This window comes from Pseudomonas sp. SYWMCR5, assembly GCF_057197165.1.
Genome location: NZ_JBXUNH010000003.1, coordinates 428,152 through 453,452 on the forward strand (window position 1 = coordinate 428,152; position 25,301 = coordinate 453,452).

The window sequence follows — 25,301 nt, forward strand, 5'->3', positions numbered from 1 at the left end:
CGAACTATATATATCTATCTATAGGTATCGGCTTTGTTGTTTTCGGCCTCCATGGTCGGCTGGCTGCCCGTGGATGCCCATTGGACGTAAGTCTATCGGTGAGAGTCGCTGTCAAGGATCCGACGAAAGGTGGGTAGGCTACGCCGGTTTTCGCGGTCCTAAACCTAGCACGAGATTTTTTTGACGAGATGGCCATGGCTGAGCATGACGAAATACTGAGTGACGCCGAGCGCGAGGCGTTGGCCGTGGTGAGCGCGCCAGTGGCGCCCAGGCCGGTGGTGCTGGTGGTGGACGACAACCCGGTGAACAGCGAGGCCCTGAGCCTGTACCTGAAAAGCCGTGGCATCGACTGCATGGTGGCCGATGGTGCGCAGGAGGCGATGTTCAAGTTGCACTACGAACCGCGCATCGCGCTGATGATCACCGATCTGCGCATGGAGCCCGAGGATGGCCTGGAGCTGATTCGGCAGATTCGCGACTCGGACCGGGCGGCGTTGTCGATCATCGTGGTCTCGGGCGACACCGATGTAAAAGAGGCGGTGGACGTGATGCACCTGGGGGTGGTGGATTTTCTGCTTAAACCGGTGGATCTGGGAAAATTGCTGGAGTTGGTGAAAAAAGAATTGAAGATCGAGTAATGCAGGACTAGGGCTGCTTCGCAGCCCAATCGCGGCACAAGGCCGCTCCCACAGGTACGGCGCAAGCTTCGAACCTTGCACTGTGCCTGTGGGAGCGGCCTTGTGCCGCGATTGGGCCGCAAAGCGACCCCCGTCGTAGATGTAACTTACAGCCCGTTACGCGCCTTGAACTCGCGACGGCGGCGATGCAGGACCGGCTCGGTGTAACCGTTCGGCTGCTTCGCACCTTCGACGACCAGCTCGACCGCGGCCTGGAACGCGATGTTGTCATCGAAGTTCGGCGCCATCGGGCGGTACTGGGCGTCGCCCGCGTTCTGCTTGTCGACCACCGCCGCCATGCGCTTGAGGCTTTCCAGCACCTGCGCCTGGGTGACGATGCCATGGCGCAGCCAGTTGGCCAGCAACTGGGCGGAAATGCGCAGGGTGGCGCGGTCTTCCATCAGCCCGACGTTGTTGATGTCCGGCACCTTCGAGCAGCCCACGCCGTGGTCGATCCAGCGTACGACATAGCCGAGGATGCCCTGAGCGTTGTTGTCCAGCTCGTTGCGGATTTCGTCGGCCGACCAGTTGGTGTTGGCCGCCAGCGGAATGGTCAGGATGTCGTCCACCGAGGCCGGGGTACGCGAGGCCAGCTCGCGCTGACGTGCCTGGACGTCGACCTTGTGGTAGTGCAGCGCGTGCAGGGTCGCGGCGGTTGGCGAAGGGACCCAGGCAGTGTTGGCGCCGGACAGCGGGTGGGCGATCTTCTGCTCGAGCATCGCCGCCATCAGGTCAGGCATGGCCCACATGCCCTTGCCGATCTGGGCACGGCCTTGCAGGCCGGTGGCCAGGCCGATGTCGACGTTGTTGTTCTCGTACGCGCCGATCCACTTCTCGCTCTTCATGGCGCCTTTGCGCACCATGGCGCCGGCTTCCATCGAGGTGTGGATCTCATCGCCAGTGCGGTCGAGGAAGCCGGTGTTGATGAACACCACGCGCTCGGCTGCCGACTTGATGCAGGCCTTGAGGTTGACCGTGGTACGGCGTTCCTCGTCCATGATGCCGACCTTGACGGTGTTGCGCGGCATGCCCAGCAGGTCTTCGACGCGGCTGAAGATCTCGGCGGCGAACGCCACTTCTTCAGGGCCGTGCATCTTCGGCTTGACGATGTACACGCTGCCGGTACGGGTGTTCTTGCGGCTGGTGTTGCCGTTGAGGTTGTGCAGGGCGATCAGGTTGGTGAACAGGCCGTCCTGGATACCTTCGGGAACCTCGTTGCCCTGGGCATCGAGGATCGCCGGGTTGGTCATCAGGTGACCGACGTTACGCACGAACAGCAGCGAACGGCCGTGCAGGGTGACGCTGCCGCCGTTGGGCGCTGCGTACTCGCGGTCGGGGTTCATGGTCCGGGTGAAGGTCTTGCCGCCCTTGCTCACGCTTTCGGCCAGGTCGCCTTTCATCAGGCCCAGCCAGTTGCGGTAGACGACGACCTTGTCGTTGGCATCGACGGCGGCGACAGAGTCTTCGCAGTCCATGATGGTGGTCAGTGCCGACTCCATCAGGATGTCTTTCACGCCGGCGGCGTCAGTGCTGCCGACCGGGGTGCTGGCGTCGACCTGGATCTCGAAGTGCAGGCCGTTGTGCTTGAGCAGCACGGCCGTCGGTGCTGCGGCGTCGCCCTGGAAGCCGATCAGCTGGGCGTCGTCGCGCAGGCCGCTGTTGCTGCCGCCCTTGAGGGCGACGACCAGCTTGCCGGCGTCGATGCGATAGCCGGTGGAGTCGACGTGGGAGCCGGCAGCCAGGGGCGCGGCTTCATCGAGGAAGGCGCGGGCGAAGGCGATGACCTTGTCGCCGCGTACCTTGTTGTAGCCCTGGCCTTTTTCGGCGCCGCCTTCTTCGCTGATGGCGTCGGTGCCATACAGTGCGTCATACAGCGAGCCCCAGCGGGCGTTGGCGGCGTTCAGGGCGAAACGTGCGTTCATCACCGGCACCACCAGCTGCGGGCCGGCCATGTGGGCGATTTCTTCATCGACGTTTTGCGTGGTGGCCTGGAAATCGTCGGCTTGTGGCAGCAGATAGCCGATTTCCTGGAGGAATGCTTTGTAGGTCGCGGCGTCGTGGGCCTGACCCTGGCGTGCCTGGTGCCAGGCATCGATCTTGGCTTGCAGCTCGTCACGCTTGGCGAGCAGGGCTTTGTTCTTTGGAGCGAGGTCGTTGATGATCTTCTCTGCACCGGCCCAGAACTGCTCGGCGACGATGCCGGTCCCTGCAATGGCTTCGTCGTTGACGAAGTCGTACAGGACCTTGGCGACCTGAAGGCCACCGACTTGAACGTATCCAGTCATTGCTTGCCTCACTCTGCTCAGCTATTTCGCTCTTCTGTATTAAGCCTGTAGCGCTTCTCTAAACACGCGGCCAGTACATGCCCTCGTCATGCAGCCCGAGCGCGGCTGGGTGCAGCCTGCCAGACGGGCTGGCGGGCGATTCGCGTATTTTCACAGGCGCCTCGGCAGACATCCAAACGACGTTTTGTAGTCCGCGCTGGCGCATACTACATGATGCAGTAGGCGGGTGAACATCAGACTAAAAGCGTCGTTGTGCGACCTATTGGTCGCATCGGGTCACGCTGGAAGGCAGTATGTTCGCAAAAAACCTGTGGATTGTTCCAGATAAATCTCTAAACGGTACACGATTTGTTGCGTGGTCCGCCCTGCGGCAGGTTGCCGCGCCTTGCCTATACTGATTCGATGCCCTTGTACGCGCAGGTAGAGGAGTGGCCCGTGGATCATCTTGTACTCACCGTGATCGCCCCTGACAAGGCCGGACAGGTCGAACGCATCGCCCAGTGCATCGCCGATCACAACGGCAACTGGCTGGAAAGCCGCATGTCGCGCATGGCCGGGCAGTTCGCCGGGATCCTGCGGGTTGCGGTGCCGGCGGAAAACTACGACGAGTTGGTCGAGTCGCTGCAGAAGCTGGGCGATCATGGCATTCGCGTGCTGATTGCCGAGAGCGGCATCGAGCCGTCCTGCACCTGGAAGCCGATCGCGATGGAGCTGGTGGGCAATGATCGCCCGGGGATCGTTCGCGATATTACCCGGCTGCTGGCGGATCAGGGGGTCAATCTGGAGCGCTTTACCACCGAGGTGCGTCCGGCACCGATGAGCAGCGAGCCGCTGTTCCACGCCGATGCCTTGCTGGCCTTGCCGCTGACCTTGTCGCTGGATGACCTGCAGCAGAAGCTGGAAAGCCTCGCCGATGACCTGATGGTGGAGTTGAAGCTCAGGCCGGAGGAATAGCAGGTTATCCCCGGTTTAACGGGGAAGCCCCTGTGGATAACCTGAGGGTACTCCCCGCCAGCCCCGACCAATCGCGGGCTGCACCGGATTGAGCAAAAAATGTCCATATTTCAGGGGGTTGTGCACAAAGCACGGGGATCAGGGTGTGGATAACCTCTGGAGACCTTGCTGCAGGCCACGCTTTCCGTGGCCTGCAGAGGCTTGATCGTTTTTTGATCAGGCGCGTTTGCGCAGGCTCAGCCAGGCATCGACGCTGTAGATCGCCAGGCCCGCCCAGATGAACATGAACGCGATCAGCGTGCTCGAGGACAGGTGCTCGCCGAACAGCAGCACCGCCTGCAGCAGCACCAGGGTCGGCGCCAGGTATTGCAGGAAGCCCAGGGTGGTGTAGGGCAGGTGGCGCGCGGCGGCGTTGAAGCACACCAGCGGCACCAGCGTGACCGGGCCCGCAGCCATCAACCACAGCGCTTCGCTGCTGCTGAAGAACGCGAGGTTGGCGCTGTTGGCCTGCGGGTGCAGCAGCAGCCAGCCCAGTGCCAATGGCACCAGCATCCAGGTCTCCACCACCAGCCCCGGCAGCGCCGCCACCGGCGCCTGCTTGCGAATCAGGCCGTAGAAACCGAACGACAGCGCCAGCCCCAGCGACACCCAGGGCAGGCCACCGACCTGCCACACCTGTTGCGCCACCCCCGCCGCCGCCAGCCCGACCGCCAGCCATTGCAGGCGGCGCAGGCGTTCGCCCAACAGGAGCATGCCCAGCAGCACGTTGACCAGCGGGTTGATGTAGTAACCCAGGCTGGCCTCGAGCATGCGACCGTTGTTCACGGCCCACACGTAGGTCAGCCAGTTGCCTGCGATCAGCGCGCCGCTCAGGGCCAGGATCGCCAGGCGCCGCGGGTTGTCGCGCAGCTCCCGCCACCAGCCCGGGTGTTTCCACACCAGCAGCAGGAGCGAACCGAACAGCGCCGACCACAGTACCCGGTGGACGATGATCTCTACCGCCGGGACGCTCTGGATAGCTTTGAAGTAGAGGGGGAACAGGCCCCAGATGATGTAGGCGCTGAGGCCCAGGATGTACCCGCGCTGCGGGTTTGCGGCGTGCATGCAGATTCCTTGCTTTGGCAGCTGATATCGCGGCGCCTATTGTAGACAGGTGACGCCTTGCAACTAGAACAATTTCAGCGGCGCTTCATCCAGTGCGGCCATCTGCTCGCGCAGGGCCAGAATCTGGTCGCCCCAGTAGCGCGGCTGGCCGAACCAGGGGAAGCTGCGCGGGAACGCCGGGTCGTCCCAGCGTCGTGCCAGCCAGGCGCTGTGATGCAACTGGCGCAAGGCGCGCAGCGGCTCGATCAGCGCCAGTTGGCGCGGGTCGAAATCGTGGAACTCGTCGTACCCGTCGACCAGTTCGGCCAACTGGGCCAACCGTTCTTCGCGGCTGCCGGCCAGCATCATCCACAGGTCTTGCACCGCTGGCCCCATGCGGCAGTCGTCGAGGTCGACGACGTGATAGATGTCGTCGCGGTGCATCAGGTTGCCGGCGTGACAGTCGCCATGCAGGCGGATCGCCTCGAAGGGCGTGCGTTGGTAGATATCCTCGACCCGCTTGAGCAGGTCGCGGGCCACCGACTCGAACGCCGGCAGCAGCTCGCGCGGGACGAAATCGCCGTCGAGCAGGGTCTTGAGCGAGGCATGGCCGAAGTTGTCTACAGCCAGCGTCTCGCGATGCTCGAATGGGCGCGTGGCGCCGACGGCATGCAGACGTCCGAGCAATTGCCCGAGGCGATACAACTGGTCGAGGTTGCCGGGTTCGGGCGCATGGCCGCCGCGGCGGGGGAACAGGGTGAAGCGAAAGCCCTGGTGCTCGAACAGGCTGCGACCGTCATGCTGAAGCGGGGCGACAACCGGAACCTCGTGCTCGGCCAGTTCGAAGCTGAAGCGGTGTTCCTCGAGGATGGCCGCATCGCTCCAGCGCCCGGGGCGGTAGAACTTGGCGATCAGCGGTTGTTCACCTTCGATGCCCACCTGATAGACGCGGTTCTCATAGCTGTTGAGCGCCAGCACCCGGGCATCGCTGAGAAAGCCCAGGCTTTCGACGGCGTCCAGGACCAGGTCGGGGGTGAGGGTATCGAAGGGGTGGGACATGGGAGCTCCGGCAGGGGAATGCATGCGTGGCATGGTAACGCATTCCATGGTTGCTTCAGGTGCCAAGGCTCCCAGCATTCCTGGACTGCCCCCAAGGGTTGGATTTGTGTCCAACTTCTTGGGGGCAGTCCATCCTGTGGGAGCAGGCTCGTCCCGCGATCGGGCGCGAAGCGGCCGTAAACCAGCCACTACAATGCTTCAGGCCCATCACGTCGCATGCCAGGTAGCCGCTTCGGGTGACCGCGGTGCGAGCCCGCTCCAACGCATTGCGCGTTACACCGGCACCCCCAGCAGCACGAACGACGGATGAAACTGCGCCCGCACCCTGCTGCCGACCACGATTGCCTGCTGCTGCAGCCATTGCGGTTCGGCAAAGGCGCACAGCGTCTGCCCGTTCTCCAGCGCCAGCCGCATTTCACTGCCGCCGCCTTCATCGGCCAGCACTTCGTCGACCTGGGCGTGCAGGCAATTGCTCTCGGCGTCTGGCTGATCAGCGTCAGCCAGCACGTTCACCCAGCCGGCCTTGAGCAGGGCCACCACCGTGCTTCCCAGTGTCAGCTCCAGCCGTTCGGTACTGTCCCGGGTGATCAGCGCATCGATTTCCAGGCCGCCGCCCAGTGCCAGGCTGACCCGGTCGTAACGCCCCTCGCGGCGCAGCCCGCTGATCTGCCCGCGCAATTGATTGCGAGCGCTGGTGCGCAGCATCAGGCGGCCGAGCAGGTCGAGGTCGCTGTGTTCTTCGGTGGATTCTAGGATTTCGCTTTGCAACGCCTGGAGACGCTGATACAGGCGCAAGACCCGCTCGCCCTCCGTCGACAGCTTGGCGCCGCCACCGCCACGCCCGCCGGCACTGCGCTCGACCAACGGCTGGGCGGCGAGGTTGTTGAGCTCGTCGATGGCATCCCAGGCGCTCTTGTAACTGATCCCGGCCGCCTTGGCGGCGCGGGTGATCGAGCCTTGTTCAGCGATGTGCTGCAACAAGGCGATGCGCTGCGGGCGACGGAAGATGTGCTGGGCAAGCAGGGCGGGCAGGGACATGGGGCAGGTTACCGGCGGTGTGATGCGGCGAAAGTGCCTTCGAGACCGAGTCTAGTCAACCCTGCCGGGCCTGGGCGTGCGTGCCAGGCAATACACATCGACCCGGCGCGCCCCGGCCTTGCGCAGCAGGCTCGCCAGCGCTCGGGCAGTGGCACCGGTGGTCAGCACGTCGTCGACCAGGGCCACATGGCATCCGTCGAGCGCGGCGTGCGGTGCGATGGCGAAGGCCTGGCGCAGGTTACGCCAGCGCGCCTTGGCGTCGAGGGTCTGCTGCGCCGCAGTGTCGCGTGGGCGCAGTAGCACGCGCTCGTCGCAGGGGATGTGCAACTGGCTCGACAGCCAGCGGGCAAGCATGGCGGCCTGGTTGAAGCCGCGTTGTCGCAGTCGACGTGCAGCCAGTGGCACGGGCAACAGCTGGTCGGGTTTTGTCAGGCCTTCGTCATAGCGATGCTGCAGGGCCTGCGCCAGCAGATCCGCCAGCAACCGCCCCAGCGGCCACTGGCTGCGGTGCTTGAAGCGGCTGATTGCAGTATCCAACGGATACCCGTAGTGCCACGGCGCGATCACCTGCTCGAAAGGCGGTGGCCTGCGGCTGCACTGGCCACAGGTCATCGCCCGCATCGCCAGTGGAAGCGCGCAGCGCGTGCAATGTTCGTCGAGCCAGGGCAGCTCATGCTCGCAGGCCGGGCACAGGGGATACGCCTGTTGCGCAGGTTCGTCGCAGAGCAAGCAGAACTGTTTAATATTTATCCACTTGTAAACCAGTGATTTTATGTTTGGTTGACAGTGCATGGGCCTTCCCTGACTATGCGAGCTATCCGTGAAGCGCTGGCGGGCTTTCCTGTCCCGGCGCCTGTCAGAGCCTAGATAAGGAAACGCCGATGAGCGCCAGCACAAATGCAACAACACGTCACGACTGGTCCCTGGCCGAGGTCAGGGCGCTGTTCCAGCAGCCGTTCAACGACCTGTTGTTCCAGGCGCAGACCGTGCACCGCGCGCACTTCGACCCAAACCGCGTGCAAGTCTCGACCCTGCTGTCGATCAAGACCGGCGCCTGCCCGGAAGATTGCAAATATTGTCCGCAGTCCGGCCACTACAACACCGGGCTGGAAAAACAGAAGCTGATGGAAGTGCAGAAAGTGCTGGAAGAGGCTGCCCGGGCCAAGGCCATCGGCTCGACCCGCTTCTGCATGGGCGCCGCCTGGAAGCACCCCTCCGCCAAGGATATGCCCTACGTGCTGGAGATGGTCAAAGGGGTCAAGGCCCTGGGCCTGGAAACCTGCATGACCCTCGGCAAGCTCGATCAGGACCAGACCCTGGCACTCGCCCAGGCGGGTCTGGACTACTACAACCACAACCTCGACACCTCGCCGGACTTCTACACCAGCATCATCACCACCCGCACCTACAGCGAGCGCCTGCAGACCCTCGCCTATGTGCGCGACGCCGGGATGAAGATCTGCTCCGGCGGCATCCTCGGCATGGGCGAGTCGCTGGACGACCGCGCAGGCCTGCTGATCCAGCTCGCCAACCTGCCCGAGCACCCGGAGTCGGTGCCGATCAACATGCTGGTGAAGGTGGCCGGTACGCCGCTGGCCAACGCCGAAGATGTCGACCCGTTCGACTTCATCCGCATGCTGGCGGTAGCCCGCATCCTTATGCCCAAGTCGCACGTACGCCTGTCCGCGGGCCGTGAGCAGATGAACGAGCAGATGCAGGCCCTGGCTTTCATGGCCGGTGCCAACTCGATCTTCTACGGCGAGAAACTGCTGACCACCGCCAATCCGCAGGCCGACAAGGACATGCAACTGTTCGCCCGCCTCGGGATCAAGCCTGAAGAGCGCGAAGAGCATGCCGACGAAGTGCACCAGGCGGCCATCGAGCAGGCGCTGGTCGAGCAGCGCAGCAGCGAGATGTTCTACAACGCCGCATCGGTCTGAGCATGGCCTTCGATCTGGCGGCACGCCTGGCCGAACGGCGCGCCGCGGACCTGTATCGGCAGCGCCCCCTGCTGCAGAGCCCGCAAGGCCCGGAAGTGGTGGTCGATGGGCAACGCCTGTTGGCGTTCTGCAGCAACGACTACCTCGGGCTGGCCAGCCACCCCGAGGTGATCGCTGCCTGGCGTGACGGTGCCGAGCGCTGGGGCGTCGGTGGCGGTGCCTCGCACCTGGTGGTCGGCCACAGTACGCCGCACCACGAGGTCGAAGAGGCCATCGCCGAGTTGACCGGGCGTCCGCGTGCGTTGTTGTTCACCACCGGCTACATGGCCAATATGGGTGCTATCACGGCGTTGGTGGGGCAGGGCGATACGGTGCTGCAGGACCGCCTCAACCATGCCTCCCTGCTCGACGGCGGACTGCTCAGCGGCGCCCGTTTCAGTCGCTACCTGCACAACGATCCGGCCAGCCTGGCGAGCCGCCTGGATAAAGCGACCGGTGACACGTTGGTGGTCACCGACGGCGTGTTCAGCATGGACGGCGATCTTGCCGACCTGCCCGCCCTGGCTGCAGTGGCGCGTCCGCACGGCGCCTGGCTGATGGTTGACGACGCCCATGGTTTCGGCACGTTGGGCGCCAATGGTGGCGGTATCGTCGAGCACTTCGGGTTGGGCATCGACCAGGTGCCGGTGCTGATCGGCACGCTCGGCAAGGCCTGCGGTACTGCCGGCGCGTTCGTCGCGGGCAGCGATGACCTGATCGAGGCGCTGGTGCAGTTCGCCCGTCCCTACATCTACACCACCAGTCAGCCGCCGGCACTGGCCTGCGCAACGCTGAAAAGCCTGCAACTGCTGCGTGACGAACGCTGGCGGCGCGAGCACCTTGGCGCGTTGATCCGCCAGTTCCGCCAGGGCGCGCAGCAGATCGGCCTGGCATTGATGGACAGCCCGACCGCGATCCAGCCGATCCTGGTTGGCGATGCGGCGCGGGCACTGACGCTGTCGAAGATGCTGCGCGCGCGGGGCTTGCTGGTCACCGCGATCCGCCCGCCAACCGTACCGGCCGGCGGTGCACGCCTGCGGGTAACCTTGAGCGCCGCGCACAGCGAAGCGCAGGTCCAGCTATTGTTGAATGCATTGGCCGAGTGTCATGCACAGCTGGAGTCCGCCGATGCGTAACCGACTGATCCTCCTGCCCGGCTGGGGGCTGGGCACTGCTTCACTGGAACCCCTGGCTGCCAGCCTGCGGGCACAGGATCCACGCCTGCAGATCGAACTGGCGCCGTTACCGGAACTGGCCGACGATGACGTCCAGGCCTGGGTCGATCACCTCGACCGCAAGCTGCCGACGGATGTCTGGCTGGGCGGCTGGTCGCTGGGCGGCATGCTGGCCAGCGCCCTGGCGCACAAGCGCGGCGACCACTGCTGCGGCTTGCTGACGTTGGCCAGCAACCCCAGTTTCGTGGCCCGGCCCGACTGGCCCCACGGCATGGCCGAGGACACCTTCGGCACCTTCCTCGATGGTTGTCGCAGCCACCCCCAGGTCACCCTCAAGCGATTCCGTACGCTGTGCAGCGAGGGCGCGCAGCAACCCCGCACCTTGCTGCGCCAGCTTGGCGTGGGCGTGCCGGACACCGACCCCTTGTACCTGGCCACCGGCCTGCAAGTGCTGGCCAGGCTGGACACCCGCCAGGCGCTCGAACAGTACGGCGGCCCACAACTGCACCTGTTCGCCGGCAGCGATGCCCTGGTGCCGGCGGATGCGGCCAAGGCGCTCAGCGAGCTGCTGCCGGATGTCGAAGTCGGCCTGGTCGAAGACAGTTCCCACGCGTTCCTGCAGGAGTACCCACAGGAGCTGGCGGCGGGTATCAAGAGTTTCTTGCATGAGAGTGGTGATGACTGATCTTTCCCGTCCGATCCTGCCCGGTGCCCTGCCGGACAAGCGCCAGGTGGCGGCCTCGTTCTCCCGCGCGGCGGCCAGCTATGACAGCGTCGCAGCCCTGCAGCGCGCGGTGGGTGACGCTTTGCTCGCGCGCTTGCCGACGTCGATGACGCCGACCCGCTGGCTCGACCTGGGCAGCGGTACTGGCCATTTCAGCCGGGCCCTGGCCGCACGCTTCGAGGCTGCCCACGGTGTGGCGGTGGATATCGCCGAAGGCATGTTGGGCCATGCTCGCGAGCAGGGCGGGGCGCATCATCACGTGGCGGGCGATGCCGAGCGTCTGCCGCTGCGCGATGATGCTTTCGACTTGGTGTTCTCCAGCCTGGCGGTGCAGTGGTGCGACCAGTTCGCCAGCGTGCTGGCCGAAGCCCGGCGCGTGTTGCGACCGGGTGGGGTGCTGGCGTTCAGCAGCCTGTGTGTCGGCACGCTGGAGGAGTTGCGTGCCAGTTGGCAGGCGGTGGATGGGATGGTGCATGTCAATCGGTTCCGGCGCTTCGAGGATTACCAGCGCCTGTGCGCCGACAGTGGCCTGACCCTGCTTGGGCTGGAGCGCCTGCCCCATGTACTGCACTACCCGGACGTACGCAGCCTGACCCACGAACTCAAGGCCCTTGGTGCGCACAACCTGAACCCCGGCCGCCCCTCGGGCCTGACCGGGCGTGCGCGCATGCAGGGCCTGCTCCAGGCCTACGAGCGATTCCGTGATGACCAAGGCCTGCCAGCCACCTACCAGGTGGTCTATGGGGTATTGCGCAGAGGCGAAGAGGAGTGACATGAGCCAGGCCTATTTCATCGCCGGTACCGACACCGATGTCGGCAAGACCACCATCGCCGCCGGGCTGCTGCGTGCAGCACGTAACCTTGGGCGCAGCACACTGGCTGCCAAGCCTGTGGCGTCCGGATGCACGGTCAGCCCCAAGGGGCTGCGCAACAGTGATGCGCTGGCGCTGATCGACGAAAGCTCGATCAAGCTGCCTTATGAGCAGGTCAATCCCTTCGCTTTCGAACCGGCCATCGCCCCGCATGTGGCTGCACGCGAAGCCGGTGTGGCACTGAGCGTGCCGACGCTGCGTGACGCCATGCAGCAAGTACTGGCGCACGGCGCCGACTTCACCCTGATCGAGGGTGCGGGTGGCTGGCGGGTGCCCTTGTCCGATCATGCCAACCTGTCCGACCTGGCGATTGCCTTGAAGCTGCCGGTGATCCTGGTGGTGGGGGTGCGCCTGGGTTGCATCAACCATGCGCTGCTCAGTGCCGAGGCCATCGCCCGCGATGGTCTGCAACTGGCGGGGTGGGTGGCCAATATCGTCGACCCCCGGACTTCGCGGCTCGAAGAGAACCTGGCGAGCCTCGCCGAGCGTCTGCCGGCGCCATGCCTGGGGCGGGTGCCGTGGCTGAAACCTGCCGCAGCCGAGGCGGTGGCCGAGCATCTGGATCTGGACCTGCTTGACTGATCGCTCGGTGAACATCCGGTTACGAAAAATGCCCTGATTCTATTAGCTGGCACTGGGCTATTAAGGATTTAAACGGGTAATTTCCTTTCCGGGCTGTTTTAATTGAGGCCTCCTCCTTCACCCAGTCTTGTGGAGTCCTGATATGGAAATCACCGGCAGCTCTGCTTTCTACGCAGGCCTCGGCGCCATCCAGAACGGGCAGAACCGTGTCGACCAGGCCGCCAGCCAGATCGCCAGCAATGGCGTCGAGCGCGCAGGCACCAGCCAGTCCACCAGCTATCAGGCCGAGCGCCTGCGTGGTGTAGACCGCAGCCAGCAGCAAGACCTGGCCACCAGCACTGTGCAGCTCGCCCTGGGCAAGCATGAAGTCGAACTGGGCGTGAAAGTCGCCAAGGCCTCCGACGAAATGCTCGGTCGGTTCATCGACACCTACGCCTGACTGCATAACCGTCGGCCAAGCACCTGTGGGAGCGGGTTTACCCGCGAACAAACCAGACACCATTGCGTGGCCTGGTTGATTCGCGGGTAAACCCGCTCCCACAGGCGCTTTGGGCCGATGAATCAAGCGCTGGCATAAATGCCATCGTTCGCGACCGAATTGGCACCATCGTCCCTTCTTGACATTCCCCTGAGCTAAACGTAAGTTTCAAACAACTGTTTGACCGAAAGCCGCCAAGAGCTGGTTGGTACCCGCGGTCTCCCCAACGAACTCAGCCCAGAGGTTCATCGCCATGCCTGAATACAAAGCCCCCTTGCGTGATATTCGCTTCGTCCGTGACGAGCTGCTCGGCTATGAAGCGCACTATCAGAGCCTGCCGGGTTGCCAGGATGCTACGCCGGACATGGTCGATGCGATCCTCGAGGAAGGTGCCAAGTTCTGTGAGCAGGTGCTGGCCCCGCTGAACCGTGTCGGCGACCTGGAAGGCTGCACCTGGAGCGAGTCGGGCGTGAAGACTCCGACCGGCTTCAAGGAAGCCTACAAGCAGTTCGTCGAAGGTGGCTGGCCGAGCCTGGCCCATGACGTCGAGCACGGCGGCCAGGGCCTGCCAGAGTCGCTGGGCCTGACCCTGAGCGAGATGGTCGGCGAGTCGAACTGGTCCTGGGGCATGTACCCAGGCCTGTCGCACGGCGCGATGAACACCATCTCCGAGCACGGCACCCCCGAGCAACAGGAAACCTACCTGACCAAGCTGGTGTCCGGCGAATGGACCGGCACCATGTGCCTGACCGAGCCGCACTGCGGCACCGACCTGGGCATGCTGCGCACCAAGGCCGAGCCGCAGGCCGATGGCAGCTACAAGGTATCCGGCACCAAGATCTTCATCTCGGCCGGCGAGCACGACATGGCCGACAACATCGTCCACATCGTGCTGGCGCGCCTGCCCGATGCTCCGGCCGGCACCAAGGGCATTTCGCTGTTCATCGTGCCCAAGTTCCTGCCGAACGCCGAAGGCGGTGTAGGCGAGCGCAACGGCGTGAGCTGCGGCTCGCTCGAGCACAAGATGGGCATCCACGGTAACGCCACCTGCGTGATGAACTTCGACGCGGCCACCGGTTACCTGATCGGCCCGGCCAACAAAGGCCTGAACTGCATGTTCACCTTCATGAACACCGCTCGCCTGGGCACTGCACTGCAAGGCCTGGCTCACGCCGAAGTGGCCTTCCAGGGTGGCCTGAAGTATGCCCGCGACCGTCTGCAGATGCGTTCCCTGACCGGCCCGAAAGCACCGGAAAAGGCCGCTGACCCGATCATCGTCCACCCGGACGTGCGCCGCATGCTGCTGACCATGAAAGCCTTCGCCGAAGGCAACCGCGCAATGGTCTACTTCACCGCCAAACAGGTGGACATCGTCAAGTACAGCCAGGACGAGGAAGAGCGCAAGAAGGCCGATGCACTGCTGGCCTTCCTGACCCCGATCGCCAAGGCGTTCATGACCGAAGTCGGTTTCGAGGCCGCCAACCATGGCGTGCAGATCTACGGTGGCCACGGTTTCATCGCCGAATGGGGCATGGAGCAGAACGTGCGCGACAGCCGTATCTCGATGCTGTACGAAGGCACCACCGGCATCCAGGCCCTCGACCTGCTCGGCCGCAAGGTGCTGATGACCCAGGGCGAGGCGCTCAAGGGCTTCACCAAGATCGTCCACAAGTTCTGCCAGGGCCAGGAAGGTAACGAAGCCACCAAGGAGTTCGTCGAGCCGCTGGCTGCGCTGAACAAGGAATGGGGCGAGCTGACCATGAAGATCGGCATGGCCGCCATGAAAGACCGCGAGGAAGTCGGTGCCGCGTCCGTGGACTACCTGATGTACTCCGGTTACGCGTGCCTGGCGTACTTCTGGGCCGACATCGCCCGCCTGGCGGCCGAGAAGCTGGCGGCCGGTACTGCTGAAGAGGCGTTCTACACTGCCAAGCTGCAGACCGCACGCTTCTACTTCCAGCGCATCCTGCCGCGCACCCGCACGCATGTGGCGGCCATCCTGTCGGGTGCCAACAACCTGATGGCGATGAAAGAAGAAGACTTCGGTCTGTCGATCTGACGCCTGACGCTGTACGGAAAAACGCCTGCCATTATCGGCAGGCGTTTTTTTTTTGCCCGCCCTCGTTGCATCCGGTAACGAGAAAACCTCAAGACTCGACACCCGCCTGCCGTTAAACCCTTCTGTTGTATTCATCTATTCATGTGCGCTGCCGATGAAGTAAGGGCACAATGCCATTATTGATCTGCCGGGTCGGAGATTACCCTTGTTTCGTCTATCCGCTGTTCGCGCCAGCCACTTCCTGCCTTCGATTCTGCTGTTGCTGTCGGGGCTTGCGGCGGCCTACGTCAGGGACCTGAGCGTGTTCTTCACGTCCCTGTTCAACGTGCTGCCTACCCTGGTGCTGCTGCTCGGCGGTGCCTACTGTGCGGTGTATCGCCGCCAGCGCGAACTGTTCCTGATGGTTACGGTGTACATCGCCTACTTCCTGCTCGATACCCAGACCGATTACTACCGCGATCACGGCCAGGTCCGCGAAGACGCTGCAGTCGTGTTTCACCTGGTGTGCCTGTTGCTGCCCGCGCTGTTCGGCCTGTTCGGCGCCTGGCAGGAGCGCACCCACCTGGCCCAGGACATGCTTGCTCGCTTCGCCGTGCTGTTCGCGGTTGGCAGCGTGACCCTGGCGCTGGAGCAGAGTTACCCACAGGCGCTGCTGACGTGGCTGGCAGAGATCCGCTGGCCGTCGCTGCATGGGCAGTGGATGAGCCTGATCCAGTTGGCCTACCCGTTGTTCCTGGGCGTGTTCATCCTGCTGGTGGTGCAGTACCTGCGCGAGCCCCGGCCATTGCACGCCGCGCAGATCACCGGCCTGGTGGGGATCTTCTGGATGCTGCCGCAGACGTTCATCCTGCCCTTCACCCTGAACATCATGTGCAGCCAGGTGATGCTGATGATCGCCGCAGCGGTCTCCCACGAGGCCTACCAGATGGCGTTTCGCGATGAGCTGACCGGGCTTCCTGGCCGCCGCGCGCTGAACGAACGCATGCAGCGCCTGGGCCGCAACTATGTGATCGCCATGACCGACGTGGATCACTTCAAGAAATTCAACGACACCCATGGCCACGACGTTGGCGACCAGGTGCTGCGCCTGGTCGCCAGTCGACTGTCCAAGGTGACCGGGGGTGGGCGTGCCTATCGCTATGGCGGTGAGGAGTTCGCCCTGGTGTTCGCCGGCCAGACTGCCGAAGAATGCCTGCCGCACCTGGAGGCGGTGCGCGAGATGATCGCCAACTATGCCATCCAGTTGCGCGACCAGAATAACCGCCCGCAGGATGATTCCACCGGGCGCCAGCGACGGGCAGGGTCGGCAGGCAACACGGTGTCGGTGACCATCAGTATCGGCGTCGCCGAGCGCCTGCCGGAGCACCGCAATCCGGAAGAGGTGCTCAAGTCCGCCGACCAGGCGCTCTACAGCGCCAAGGCTGCAGGGCGCAACTGTGTGATGCTGTCGGGGCAGACCGCGCGGCGCGGGGCGGTTCGCACGGCGTGACCATATCGGACTATATGGTCGATTGATGACCCTATGTCTCGTAAAAGTTGTTCGGTTACACTGGCCTCAACCCAGTGCGCGGCCCCTGGTGGCCGCCCCGACTCTGCTAACGAGAGGTTGTCATGGCCGACTATAAAGCGCCCCTGCGCGATATGCGCTTCGTACTCAATGAAGTCTTCAAGGTTTCCGAACTCTGGGCTCAACTGCCGGGCCTGGCGGACGTCGTCGATGCCGAGACCGCCCTGGCCGTGCTGGAGGAGGCCGGCAAGGTCACCAGCAAGAGCATCGCGCCGCTGAGCCGCGCCGCTGATGAAGAAGGCTGTCACTGGGACAACGGCGCGGTCCGCACCCCGGCCGGGTTCATCGAGGCTTACCAGACCTACGCCGAAGGCGGCTGGGTCGGTGTCGGCGGGGATCCGCTGTTTGGTGGCATGGGCATGCCCAAGGCCATCTCGGCCCAGGTCGAGGAAATGGTCAACGCCTCGAGCCTGTCGTTCGGGCTGTATCCGATGCTCACCGCAGGTGCCTGCCTGTCGATCAACGCCCACGCCAGCGAAGCGTTGAAGGAAAAGTATCTGCCGAACATGTACGCCGGCGTCTGGGCCGGCTCCATGTGCCTGACCGAGCCCCATGCCGGCACCGACCTGGGCATCATCCGCACCAAGGCCGAGCCGCAGGCTGACGGCAGCTACAAGGTCAGCGGCACCAAGATCTTCATCACCGGTGGTGAGCACGACCTGACCGAAAACATCATCCACCTGGTGCTGGCCAAGCTGCCGGATGCGCCGGCCGGTCCGAAAGGCATCTCGCTGTTCCTGGTGCCCAAGTTCCTGGTCAACGACGACGGCAGCCTGGGTGCGCGCAACCCGGCCACCTGTGGCTCGATCGAACACAAGATGGGCATCCAGGCTTCGGCCACCTGTGTGATGAACTTCGACGAGGCGGTCGGCTATATCGTCGGTGAGCCGAACAAAGGCCTGGCGGCGATGTTCACCATGATGAACTACGAGCGCCTGGGTGTCGGTATCCAGGGCCTGGCGTCGGCCGAGCGCTCCTACCAGAACGCCGTCGAATACGCCCGCGACCGCTTGCAGAGCCGTGCGCCGACGGGCCCGCAAGCCAAGGACAAGGTCGCCGACCCGATCATCGTCCACCCCGACGTGCGTCGCATGCTGCTTACCATGAAAGCGCTGACCGAAGGCGGTCGGGCGTTTTCCACCTATGTCGCGATGCAACTGGACAGCGCCAAGTTCAGCGAAGACGCCGCCACCCGCAAACGCAGCGAGGAACTGGTGGCCTTGCTGACGCCGGTGGCCAAGGCCTTCCTCACCGACCTCGGCCTGGAATGCACCGTACATGGCCAGCAGGTGTTCGGTGGACACGGCTACATCCGCGAATGGGGCCAGGAGCAGTTGGTGCGCGATGTGCGCATCACGCAGATCTACGAAGGCACCAACGGCATCCAGTCCCTGGACCTGATGGGGCGCAAGGTGGTGGCCAGCGGTGGCGCTTACTACCGTCTGTTCGCGGACGAGATCCGCGAGTTCATCCGCACCACCGACGTCGAGTTCAGCCAGCCGCTGGGTACTGCGCTGGATCAGCTCGACGGCTTGACCGAATGGGTGCTGGAGCGGGCCAAAGGCAACCCCAACGAAATTGGTGCCGCCTCGGTCGAGTACCTGCATGCGTTCGGCTACGTGGCCTATGGCTACATGTGGGCACTGATGGCCCGTGCTGCGCAGGTAGGTGAGGGCGACGAGGCCTTCTATGGCGCGAAGCTTGGGACGGCGCGCTTCTACTTCGCCCGCCTGCTGCCAAGGCTGGATTCGTTGGTGGCTTCGGTGAAGGCGGGCAGCGAGTCGTTGTACTTGCTGGATGCCGCGCAATTCTGATCGAGGGCCGGGGTTTACGCGTGCGAACAGGACGTTCTGAAAACCCCGGCTTTGTAAGCTTTTTCCTACATCACGTGGCGACTTTTCTCCTCTTTCCTAAGATTGGATCCACGGTTAATCTTTCTTACATGGACGGAGCGCAGGAAGCGCAAAGGACAGAACAGGGACACGTAGGATTTCCCGCCAGGATGGTGGGACGATAAGGATGTCAGGGAAACAGTCTGGAGAACCCCGCCTCGGCGGGGTTTTCTTTTTCTGGCGTTTTTACCCGTTGCGGCCGTCCAGCGCCGGGACGCCCACCTGGCGAGCATCGCTCTCCTCCTCCAGCAGGGTGCGCAGCAATTCCACCGACGCCTGCTGGCGTTGGGCATCGCGAAATACCAGGCCCACCTTGAGCGGAACCCGTGGCTCGCTCAGGGGTTTCCACAGCAGTGCCTGATCGTCTTCGGCCGCTTCCTTGGCACGCCCCGGAAGGATGGTCGCCAGGGCGGTATTGGCCAGGCTGTCGAGAATCCCGCCCATGTTGTTCATCTCTGCCTGCACCTGTGGCCTGCGCCCGAGATTGGCCAGTTGCGCTTTCCAGATCTGCCGGATCTGGAATTCCTCCCCCAGCATCAGCAGCGGTAATTCGGCGGCTTGTCTGATCGAGACCTTCTTGAAGTCTTTCAGTGGATGCGTATTGGGGATGACAAGCTGCAGTTCATCTTCGTACAACAACAGCCCATGCAGCCCTGGCTGACGTGGCGGCAGGTAGCTGATACCGATATCCAGGCTGCCGTTGAGCAGCCGCCGCTCGATTTCCAGCCCCGACAACTCGTAGATCTGCACGATCAGGTGTGGCTGGGCCTTGCGCAGTTTCTCCAGCAGCCGCGGCACCAGGCTCGGGCGTACGGTCTGCAGCACGCCGATGGCCAGGGTGCGCAAGGACTGGCCCTTGAACCCCTGCATGGCTTCCTGGGCGCGCTGCAGCCCGTCGAGCAGGGGCAGCGCATGGTTGTAGAGGGTGTGCGCGGCGAGGGTTGGCAGCAAGCGCTTGTTGCTGCGTTCGAACAGGTTCAGGTCAAGGCTGTGCTCAAGCTGGCGGATCTGTTGCGACAGTGCCGGTTGCGACAGTGACAGGCGCTCGGCAGCCCGGCCCACATGGCCTTCTTCATAGACCGCGACGAAATAACGCAGTTGACGAAAATCCATAAGAAATACTTATCGAAAAAGCTGGAAAAACGAAATGGCCGCGAAGCGCCGGTACGCCTAGTCTATCGCCGTATTCCGGAGGGCTGAAACGATTAGCCCGGTTCATTGTTACCCCGGATGAGAAACACTTTTGATAGGCAAGGCAAAATATCCGACCTCAGGCGAAGACCGGGGCGCCTTGCCGTCCCCGTGATTGCCCTGGAGTCATCATGAACCTGTTCAAGCTGCGTCGTTCGGCTGCGGTCGTTGTCGAGCCCGTGCAGAGCACGACGCAGGAGGCGGCGCCCTCGCAACTGTCCCGCGAGTGGCTGATGCCTGGCCGCAAGCGCGCACCTCAGGTGTTCGTGCGTGGCCAGGGTTCGTGGTTGTGGGACGACCAAGGGCATGCGTACCTGGACTTCACCCAGGGCTGCGCGGTCAACAGCCTCGGGCACAGCCCTGAAGTGCTGGCCAGGGCCCTCGGCAGCCAGGCCCAGGCCCTGATCAATCCGGGCGCGGGCTTTCACAGCTCGGCGCTGCTGGCGTTGGCCGGGCGCTTGTGCCAAAGCACCGGCAGCGACCAGGCGTACCTGCTCAACAGTGGCGCCGAGGCTTGCGAGGGCGCAATCAAGCTTGCGCGCAAATGGGGCCAGCTGCATCGCGGCGGTGCCTATCACATCATCACGGCCAGCCAGGCCTGCCATGGCCGCAGCCTTGGCGCGCTGTCGGCGTCCGACCCGCTGCCGTGCAACCGCTGCGAACCGGGATTGCCCGGTTTCAGCAAGGTGCCGTTCAACGACCTGGCCGCCCTGCATGCCGAGGTCGACTCGCGCACCGTGGCGATCATGCTCGAGCCGATCCAGGGCGAGGCCGGCGTGATTCCGGCAACACGTGAATACCTGCAGGGTGTCGAAAAGCTTTGCCGCGAGCTGGGCATCCTGTTGATTCTCGACGAAGTGCAGACCGGTATCGGCCGTTGTGGCGCGCTGCTGGCCGAACAGACCTACGGCGTGCGGGCCGACATCCTCACCTTGGGCAAGGGCCTGGGCGGTGGGGTGCCGCTGGCGGCCCTGCTGGCCCGCGGTACGGCCTGCTGCGCCGCGCCGGGCGAGCTCGAGGGTAGCCACCACGGCAACGCCCTGATGAGCGCGGCGGGCCTGGCTGTGCTGGATACCGTGCTGGCGCCGGGTTTTCTCGAGCAGGTGCAGGACAGCGGCCGACACCTGCGCGAGGGTCTCAGCCGTCTGGCGGGGCGCTACGGGCAGGGCGAGGTGCGGGGCCAGGGGCTGTTATGGGCGTTGCAGCTGCGTGAAGCGCTGGCTCAGGAACTGGTCGAGGCAGCACTGCAAGAAGGCCTGCTGCTCAATGCCGCGCAAGCGGATGTGGTGCGCTTCTCGCCAGCGCTGACCGTGAGCCGGGGCAATATCGACGAGATGCTGCTGCGGCTGTCCCGCGCCTTCGCCCGTGTGCATTCCCGCCAACAGGTTCGCCGCGAAGCGACGGCCTGACCACCGAATTTCAAAGAACCGTCTCGCGTTCCTGCGCATCGCCCTTGGCCAGCTGTATTTGGCCCGGGGCGTTTTTTTTGAGCGTGATATCAGTGTGGAACCTCTGACGAAGCGCACTAGTCTGTGTTGAGAACCCTCCAGGAGAGCATCACATGGACTTCATTCGTATCATCATCGCTATTCTTCTGCCGCCTTTGGGCGTGTTCCTGCAGGTTGGCTTCGGCGGCGCGTTCTGGTTGAACATCCTGCTGACTCTGCTGGGCTACATTCCAGGGATCGTGCATGCGGTTTACATCATCGCCAAACGCTAGGCCATGGTGGGGCCGTGCGCGGCCCCCTCAGCGCTCCAGCACCTGGCAATAGAATCGCCATTCCTCCTCCAGCGCATGGGCAAGGTTCTGTGCCTTGCGAAAACCATGACGCTCTTCGGCATAGAAATGCCCCACGGCCTTGATGCCATTGGCTTTCAGTGCTTCCAGCATGCTGCGGGTCTGCTCCGGCACTACCACGGCATCCAGTTCGCCCTGGAAGAAGATCACCGGCGCCTTGATCCGCTCAGCATGCAGTAGCGGCGTGCGCTGCCGGTAGCGCTCGGCATCTTGCTGCGGGTCGCCGATCAGCCACTCCAGGTAATCGCCTTCGAACTTGTGGGTGGCCTTGCCCAACGCGATGGGGTCGCTGACGCCATAAAGGCTGGCGCCCGCGCGGAATACGTCGTGGAAGGCCAAGGCGCATAGCGTGGTGTAGCCGCCGGCACTGCCGCCGCGAATGAACGCCTTGTCCGGGTCGATCAAACCTTGCCCGGCGAGAAATGCAACGGCGGCGCAGGCGTCCTGCACGTCGATCTCGCCCCAGCGCAGGTGCAATGCCTGGCGATAGGCACGGCCATAGCCGCTGCTGCCCCGGTAGTTGAGGTCGGCGACGGCGAAACCGCGCTGGGTCCAGTACTGGATGCGTGCGTCGAGTACCGGATAGCAGGCCGAGGTCGGGCCTCCGTGGATGAACACCACCAGCGGGGGTTTGTGCTGGCTGTCCATGGCCGGGTAGAAGAAACCATGGGCCAGGGCCCCGCCACTGGGGTAGCTGATGGGTCGCGGGCAACTGATGCGCGTGTCCGGCAGCACCTGGCTGCCTCCCGCCAGGACCCGGCTGCGCTGGCCGTCGCGTTCGATGGCGAGGATTGCAGGCGGGCGTGTAGGGGAGGCCGCGATGGCGTAGAGGTATTGCGCATCCATCGCCAGGCTGCGAAACCGGGTGTAGTCCTTGGCGAAGGCCTGCATAGGCTTGCCTTCGTCGTGTATCGCCAAGGTCCCGAAGCCGTTTTCGAAACGAGTGGCGAGGTAGCGCTGCGGCCCCAAGGGTAGCCAGGTGCAGGCGCCCAGCTGCCAGGGCGCGGCAGCGTGGTCGGCGGCCTCGGCGGGCAGCGCCTGCCAACGACCGCCGACCTCGCCCCAGGGCTGCCAGAAACCGTTGCGATCGGACAGGCAGTACAGCCTGCCGTCAGCGTCGAAGCGTGGTTGCTGCAGCGACTCGTCCTGGCCGGCCACACATTGTGCCGCCCCCCAGAGCCCATCGCCTTGTCGTTCGCGGAGCATCAGGCGGGTGACCGTCCAGGGCTGTGCCGGGCGATCCCATTCGATCCATGCCAGGCGTTGGCCATCGGCGCTCAAGGTGGGCGAGGCGTAGAAGTCGGCGCCCTCGGCCAGTACCTGGCGCGTTCCGGCGGCCAGCGCCACCAGCCGATGCTCGACGCGCTCGGCATGATGCTCTTCGACCGCCAGTACCTGGCCGTCATGCCACTGCAGGTCGCCATAGCGACAGTCAGGTGCTGCGGTCAGCCCCTGTGGCTGCGAGCCGTCCAGCGCCTGGCGATAGACCTGCTGGTCTTTCTCGTTGACGAAGAGCACGGCATCCGGGCTCAGGCAAAAGCTGCCGCCGCCGTATTCATAGACTCGGCTGCGCGCGCTGAAACCATCCGGTGTCAGGCAATGGGCCTGCTGCTGGCGCCAGTGCCAGATACGGCAGGCGCCATCGGCGGGGCGGAATTCGTTCCAGAACAGCCCCTGGTCGCCGACCTTGAGTTCGGCGAAGTCGGTGCCGGCGGCCACTGCCTGGGTGGCGCTGAACTCAGCCGCGGGCGATGACACGGGAGTTGCGCTCGTTGCGGAAGGTCATCTGTTCGATGTTCATCTGGGCGGTCTGCGCCTCCTCGCGGGCCTTGAGAATGATGCCGTGATCCGGCGACTTGGCGCACACCGGGTCGGCCTTGCTGGCATCGCCGGTGAGCATGAAGGCCTGGCAGCGGCAGCCGCCAAAATCCTTTTCCTTCTCGTCGCACGAACGGCAGGGTTCGGGCATCCAGTCATAACCGCGAAAGCGATTGAAGCCGAACGAGTCGTACCAGATATGCCGCAGGTCATGGTCGCGCACGTTGGGAAACTGCACCGGCAACTGGCGCGCGCCATGACAGGGCAGGGCGGTGCCGTCGGGGGTGATGGTCAGGAACAGGCTGCCCCAGCCGTTCATGCAGGCCTTGGGGCGTTCTTCGTAGTAGTCGGGCGTGACGAAGATCAGCTTGCACGGGTTGCCGTCGGCTTTCAGACGATCGCGGTACTGGTTGGTAATGCGCTCGGCACGCTCGAGCTGCTCGCGGGTCGGCAGCAAGCCCAGGCGATTGAGGTGCGCCCAGCCATAGAACTGGCAGGTGGCAAGTTCGACGAAGTCGGCTTCGAGAGCGATGCACAGCTCGATGATGCGGTCGATGCGGTCGATGTTGTGCCGGTGGGTGACGAAGTTCAGCACCATCGGATAACCGTGGGCCTTCACTGCGCGCGCCATTTCCAGCTTCTGTGCGAAGGCTTTCTTCGAACCGGCCAGCAGGTTGTTCACCTGTTCGTCGCTGGCCTGGAAGCTGATCTGGATATGGTCCAGGCCGGCCTGCTTGAAGGCCGCGATCTTCTGCTCGGTGAGGCCGATCCCGGAGGTGATCAGGTTGGTGTAGTAACCCAGGCGCCGGGCCTCGCCGATCAGGTCGGTGAGGTCCTGGCGCACCAGTGGCTCGCCGCCGGAAAAACCGATCTGCGCCGCGCCCATTTCACGGGCCTGGGCCATCACCTGGAACCACTGCTCGGTACTCAGCTCCTTGCCCTGGGCGGCGAAGTCCAGCGGGTTGGAGCAGTACGGGCACTGCAGCGGGCAGCGGTAGGTCAGCTCGGCCAGCAGCCACAACGGCAGGCCGACCGGAACCTCAGGCGAGGGTGATCCAGTGTTCGGCACGGGCCACCTCCATGAACTGCTCGATATCCTCGGCCACTTCCGGGATACCGGGGAATTGCTGTTCGAGCTCGGCGATGATCGCCGCGACATCGCGTTGGCCGTCGACCAGTCCACCGATCAGGCCGGCACTGTCGTTGAGCTTGATCATGCCTTCGGGGTACAGCAGCACGTGACCCTTCTGCGCGGGTTCGTACTGGAAGCGGTAGCCGGTGCGCCAGTTCGGCACCAGTGTGCGGTCGAGACTCATAGTGCGATCCCCTTGTGCCAGACCCGTTCGCTTGTGACGCTGTGATAGGGCGGGCGGTTCAGTTCATAGGCCATGCTCATGGCATCGAGCATGCTCCAGAGGATATCCAGCTTGAACTGCAGGATTTCCAGCATACGCTCCTGCCCTTCGCGCGTGGTGTAGTGCTGCAGGGTGATCGCCAGGCCGTGTTCGACATCGCGTCGGGCTTGGCCCAGGCGGGTTCGGAAGTACTCGTAGCCGGCCGGGTCGATCCAGGGGTAGTGCTGCGGCCAGCTGTCCAGGCGCGACTGGTGGATCTGCGGGGCGAACAGCTCGGTCAGCGAGCTGCTGGCCGCTTCTTGCCAGGAGGCGCGGCGGGCGAAGTTGACATAGGCGTCGACGGCGAAGCGCACGCCGGGCAGCACCAGTTCCTGCGAGCGCAGTTGGTCCGGGTCCAGGCCCACCGCCTGGCCGAGGCGCAGCCAGGCCTCGATGCCGCCGTCCTCGCCCGGGGCGCCGTCGTGGTCGAGCAGGCGCTGGATCCACTCGCGGCGTACTTCGCGGTCCGGGCAATTGGCCAGGATCGCGGCATCCTTCATGGGGATGTTCACTTGGTAGTAGAAGCGGTTGGCCACCCAGCCCTGGATCTGCTCGCGGGTGGCGCGGCCCTGGTACATCGCCACATGGTAGGGGTGATGGATGTGGTAGTAGGCGCCCTTGGCGCGCAGGGCCTGCTCGAACTCGGCAGGGGACATCGGCAGTGCGTCGCTCATCA

General features: G+C 64.2%; 23 protein-coding genes. 13 read left to right on the plus strand and 10 right to left on the minus strand.

Translation table 11 applies throughout. From position 1 onward, the window contains the following. The first annotated feature begins 194 nt into the window (after positions 1–194). Positions 195–638 (plus strand): response regulator, encoded by a 444-nt coding sequence (locus tag AC2CGW_RS12395; protein WP_186709396.1) that lies wholly within the window; start codon positions 195–197, stop codon positions 636–638. Positions 639–784: 146 nt separating this feature from the next. Here the strand turns inward: AC2CGW_RS12395 and AC2CGW_RS12400 are convergent, their stop codons facing one another. Further along, positions 785–2,962 carry a malate synthase G gene (locus AC2CGW_RS12400; protein WP_186720140.1) on the minus strand — a complete coding sequence of 726 codons (2,178 nt, stop codon included), beginning with the start codon at positions 2,960–2,962 and terminating at the stop codon, positions 785–787. Positions 2,963–3,397: 435 nt separating this feature from the next. On the opposite strand from AC2CGW_RS12400, the gene AC2CGW_RS12405 reads away from it, so the two are divergent. After that, positions 3,398–3,916 carry a glycine cleavage system transcriptional repressor gene (locus tag AC2CGW_RS12405; protein ID WP_186667506.1) on the plus strand — a complete coding sequence of 173 codons (519 nt, stop codon included), beginning with the start codon at positions 3,398–3,400 and terminating at the stop codon, positions 3,914–3,916. Positions 3,917–4,132: 216 nt separating this feature from the next. On the opposite strand, the gene rarD is transcribed toward AC2CGW_RS12405, so the two are convergent. From rarD to AC2CGW_RS12425, 4 genes are all read right to left on the minus strand, one after another. Beyond that, positions 4,133–5,020 (minus strand): EamA family transporter RarD, encoded by an 888-nt coding sequence (gene rarD / locus AC2CGW_RS12410; RefSeq protein ID WP_186667507.1) that lies wholly within the window; start codon positions 5,018–5,020, stop codon positions 4,133–4,135. Positions 5,021–5,083: 63 nt separating this feature from the next. Further along, positions 5,084–6,058 (minus strand): serine/threonine protein kinase, encoded by a 975-nt coding sequence (locus tag AC2CGW_RS12415; protein WP_186709394.1) that lies wholly within the window; start codon positions 6,056–6,058, stop codon positions 5,084–5,086. A gap of 273 nt (positions 6,059–6,331) precedes the next feature. After that, positions 6,332–7,096 carry a TOBE domain-containing protein gene (locus tag AC2CGW_RS12420; protein WP_186709392.1) on the minus strand — a complete coding sequence of 255 codons (765 nt, stop codon included), beginning with the start codon at positions 7,094–7,096 and terminating at the stop codon, positions 6,332–6,334. A gap of 51 nt (positions 7,097–7,147) precedes the next feature. Next, positions 7,148–7,888, minus strand: a complete 741-nt coding sequence (locus AC2CGW_RS12425; protein ID WP_186667510.1) for a double zinc ribbon domain-containing protein — start codon at positions 7,886–7,888, stop codon at positions 7,148–7,150. An 89-nt stretch (positions 7,889–7,977) separates the two neighbouring features. On the opposite strand from AC2CGW_RS12425, the gene bioB reads away from it, so the two are divergent. From bioB to AC2CGW_RS12470, 9 genes are all read left to right on the plus strand, one after another. Continuing rightward, the gene (gene bioB, locus AC2CGW_RS12430; protein WP_186667511.1) at positions 7,978–9,036 is read left to right on the plus strand and encodes a biotin synthase BioB; all 1,059 of its coding nucleotides are present in this window, start codon (positions 7,978–7,980) and stop codon (positions 9,034–9,036) included. 2 nt (positions 9,037–9,038) lie between these two features. After that, a complete protein-coding gene (gene bioF, locus AC2CGW_RS12435) occupies positions 9,039–10,211 on the plus strand; it encodes an 8-amino-7-oxononanoate synthase (RefSeq protein ID WP_484574101.1) in 1,173 nt (390 codons plus the stop codon). Further along, entirely contained in the window at positions 10,204–10,935 is a 732-nt protein-coding gene (locus tag AC2CGW_RS12440) for an alpha/beta fold hydrolase (RefSeq protein WP_186667513.1), read from the plus strand. Before bioF ends, AC2CGW_RS12440 begins: the two co-directional genes overlap by 8 nt. Beyond that, positions 10,928–11,746, plus strand: coding sequence for a malonyl-ACP O-methyltransferase BioC (gene bioC / locus AC2CGW_RS12445; RefSeq protein ID WP_484574102.1), 819 nt, complete (start codon positions 10,928–10,930; stop codon positions 11,744–11,746). Before AC2CGW_RS12440 ends, bioC begins: the two co-directional genes overlap by 8 nt. Position 11,747: 1 nt before the next feature. Next, positions 11,748–12,428, plus strand: a complete 681-nt coding sequence (bioD, locus tag AC2CGW_RS12450) for a dethiobiotin synthase (RefSeq protein WP_426352370.1) — start codon at positions 11,748–11,750, stop codon at positions 12,426–12,428. Between the two features lie 142 nt (positions 12,429–12,570). Beyond that, on the plus strand, positions 12,571–12,867 hold the full coding sequence (locus AC2CGW_RS12455; RefSeq protein ID WP_288375771.1) for a pyrroloquinoline quinone biosynthesis protein PqqE: 297 nt from the start codon (positions 12,571–12,573) through the stop codon (positions 12,865–12,867). Positions 12,868–13,159: 292 nt separating this feature from the next. Continuing rightward, positions 13,160–14,965 carry a phenylacyl-CoA dehydrogenase gene (locus AC2CGW_RS12460; protein WP_186667517.1) on the plus strand — a complete coding sequence of 602 codons (1,806 nt, stop codon included), beginning with the start codon at positions 13,160–13,162 and terminating at the stop codon, positions 14,963–14,965. 205 nt (positions 14,966–15,170) lie between these two features. After that, entirely contained in the window at positions 15,171–16,454 is a 1,284-nt protein-coding gene (locus AC2CGW_RS12465; protein ID WP_186667518.1) for a GGDEF domain-containing protein, read from the plus strand. Between the two features lie 122 nt (positions 16,455–16,576). After that, positions 16,577–18,346, plus strand: coding sequence for an acyl-CoA dehydrogenase C-terminal domain-containing protein (locus AC2CGW_RS12470; RefSeq protein ID WP_484574103.1), 1,770 nt, complete (start codon positions 16,577–16,579; stop codon positions 18,344–18,346). Between the two features lie 264 nt (positions 18,347–18,610). Here the strand turns inward: AC2CGW_RS12470 and AC2CGW_RS12475 are convergent, their stop codons facing one another. Next, complete coding sequence (locus AC2CGW_RS12475; protein WP_186667520.1) at positions 18,611–19,537, minus strand: LysR family transcriptional regulator; 927 nt, start codon at positions 19,535–19,537, stop codon at positions 18,611–18,613. Positions 19,538–19,746: 209 nt separating this feature from the next. On the opposite strand from AC2CGW_RS12475, the gene AC2CGW_RS12480 reads away from it, so the two are divergent. Next, positions 19,747–21,024, plus strand: a complete 1,278-nt coding sequence (locus AC2CGW_RS12480) for an aminotransferase class III-fold pyridoxal phosphate-dependent enzyme (RefSeq protein ID WP_186667521.1) — start codon at positions 19,747–19,749, stop codon at positions 21,022–21,024. Between the two features lie 152 nt (positions 21,025–21,176). Beyond that, positions 21,177–21,335: a YqaE/Pmp3 family membrane protein gene (locus AC2CGW_RS12485; protein ID WP_003177654.1), complete on the plus strand. Its 159-nt coding sequence runs from the start codon at positions 21,177–21,179 to the stop codon at positions 21,333–21,335. Between the two features lie 27 nt (positions 21,336–21,362). On the opposite strand, the gene AC2CGW_RS12490 is transcribed toward AC2CGW_RS12485, so the two are convergent. The 4 genes from AC2CGW_RS12490 to pqqC are packed head-to-tail and all read right to left on the minus strand — an operon-like array spanning position 21,363 to position 25,299. Continuing rightward, on the minus strand, positions 21,363–23,171 hold the full coding sequence (locus AC2CGW_RS12490; RefSeq protein ID WP_484574104.1) for a S9 family peptidase: 1,809 nt from the start codon (positions 23,169–23,171) through the stop codon (positions 21,363–21,365). Continuing rightward, positions 23,152–24,300, minus strand: coding sequence for a pyrroloquinoline quinone biosynthesis protein PqqE (gene pqqE / locus AC2CGW_RS12495; RefSeq protein WP_186709379.1), 1,149 nt, complete (start codon positions 24,298–24,300; stop codon positions 23,152–23,154). The genes AC2CGW_RS12490 and pqqE overlap by 20 nt, the downstream gene beginning before the upstream one ends. Next, positions 24,272–24,547, minus strand: a complete 276-nt coding sequence (gene pqqD / locus AC2CGW_RS12500; RefSeq protein WP_054892198.1) for a pyrroloquinoline quinone biosynthesis peptide chaperone PqqD — start codon at positions 24,545–24,547, stop codon at positions 24,272–24,274. The genes pqqE and pqqD overlap by 29 nt, the downstream gene beginning before the upstream one ends. Further along, positions 24,544–25,299, minus strand: a complete 756-nt coding sequence (gene pqqC / locus AC2CGW_RS12505) for a pyrroloquinoline-quinone synthase PqqC (protein WP_186667524.1) — start codon at positions 25,297–25,299, stop codon at positions 24,544–24,546. The genes pqqD and pqqC overlap by 4 nt, the downstream gene beginning before the upstream one ends. Between the last annotated feature and the right edge of the window lie 2 nt (positions 25,300–25,301).

Bases quoted from the DNA above. Each gene is read 5' to 3' on its own strand.
- AC2CGW_RS12395 (WP_186709396.1), top strand. From the start codon at position 195: ATGGCTGAGCATGACGAAATACTGAGTGACGCCGAGCGCGAGGCGTTG.
- AC2CGW_RS12400 (WP_186720140.1), bottom strand. From the start codon at position 2,962: ATGACTGGATACGTTCAAGTCGGTGGCCTTCAGGTCGCCAAGGTCCTG.
- rarD (WP_186667507.1), bottom strand. From the start codon at position 5,020: ATGCACGCCGCAAACCCGCAGCGCGGGTACATCCTGGGCCTCAGCGCC.
- AC2CGW_RS12415 (WP_186709394.1), bottom strand. From the start codon at position 6,058: ATGTCCCACCCCTTCGATACCCTCACCCCCGACCTGGTCCTGGACGCC.
- AC2CGW_RS12420 (WP_186709392.1), bottom strand. From the start codon at position 7,096: ATGTCCCTGCCCGCCCTGCTTGCCCAGCACATCTTCCGTCGCCCGCAG.
- AC2CGW_RS12425 (WP_186667510.1), bottom strand. From the start codon at position 7,888: ATGCACTGTCAACCAAACATAAAATCACTGGTTTACAAGTGGATAAAT.
- bioB (WP_186667511.1), top strand. From the start codon at position 7,978: ATGAGCGCCAGCACAAATGCAACAACACGTCACGACTGGTCCCTGGCC.
- bioF (WP_484574101.1), top strand. From the start codon at position 9,039: ATGGCCTTCGATCTGGCGGCACGCCTGGCCGAACGGCGCGCCGCGGAC.
- AC2CGW_RS12440 (WP_186667513.1), top strand. From the start codon at position 10,204: ATGCGTAACCGACTGATCCTCCTGCCCGGCTGGGGGCTGGGCACTGCT.
- bioC (WP_484574102.1), top strand. From the start codon at position 10,928: ATGACTGATCTTTCCCGTCCGATCCTGCCCGGTGCCCTGCCGGACAAG.
- bioD (WP_426352370.1), top strand. From the start codon at position 11,748: ATGAGCCAGGCCTATTTCATCGCCGGTACCGACACCGATGTCGGCAAG.
- AC2CGW_RS12455 (WP_288375771.1), top strand. From the start codon at position 12,571: ATGGAAATCACCGGCAGCTCTGCTTTCTACGCAGGCCTCGGCGCCATC.
- AC2CGW_RS12460 (WP_186667517.1), top strand. From the start codon at position 13,160: ATGCCTGAATACAAAGCCCCCTTGCGTGATATTCGCTTCGTCCGTGAC.
- AC2CGW_RS12470 (WP_484574103.1), top strand. From the start codon at position 16,577: ATGGCCGACTATAAAGCGCCCCTGCGCGATATGCGCTTCGTACTCAAT.
- AC2CGW_RS12475 (WP_186667520.1), bottom strand. From the start codon at position 19,537: ATGGATTTTCGTCAACTGCGTTATTTCGTCGCGGTCTATGAAGAAGGC.
- AC2CGW_RS12480 (WP_186667521.1), top strand. From the start codon at position 19,747: ATGAACCTGTTCAAGCTGCGTCGTTCGGCTGCGGTCGTTGTCGAGCCC.
- AC2CGW_RS12485 (WP_003177654.1), top strand. From the start codon at position 21,177: ATGGACTTCATTCGTATCATCATCGCTATTCTTCTGCCGCCTTTGGGC.
- pqqD (WP_054892198.1), bottom strand. From the start codon at position 24,547: ATGAGTCTCGACCGCACACTGGTGCCGAACTGGCGCACCGGCTACCGC.
- pqqC (WP_186667524.1), bottom strand. From the start codon at position 25,299: ATGAGCGACGCACTGCCGATGTCCCCTGCCGAGTTCGAGCAGGCCCTG.